General features: G+C 46.3%; 1 rRNA gene. It reads right to left on the bottom strand.

Annotated features, from left to right (window positions below):
- A 5S ribosomal RNA gene (gene rrf, locus LB467_RS19665) occupies nucleotides 1-104 on the bottom strand; the annotation flags it as partial.
- Between the last annotated feature and the right edge of the window lie 151 nt (nucleotides 105-255).

Below are 255 nucleotides of genomic sequence, written 5' to 3'. Positions count from 1 at the left end.
GCGGCGACATACTCTCCCACAAATAGCAGTACCATCTGCGCTAACGGGCTTAACTTCTCTGTTCGGAATGGGAAGAGGTGAGCCCCGTTGCCATAACCACCTTAAGTCTTTAGTATGCAGTGTTCAGAAATCAGTTGGCAGCTTGTGCCCTGATCCGTACTAAATGTCATACCTAATAACGTTGACATATTTTAAGAAACAAAAAATAAAGAAGAACTGCGGTAAGCATTCAAGTGCCCCCCTCCCTTGCGGGAC

The sequence above is a fragment of the Salegentibacter tibetensis genome, from assembly GCF_020164485.1.
Taxonomy (GTDB): Bacteria; Bacteroidota; Bacteroidia; order Flavobacteriales; family Flavobacteriaceae; genus Salegentibacter; species Salegentibacter tibetensis.
This window is presented reverse-complemented; position numbering and strand designations above follow the sequence as displayed.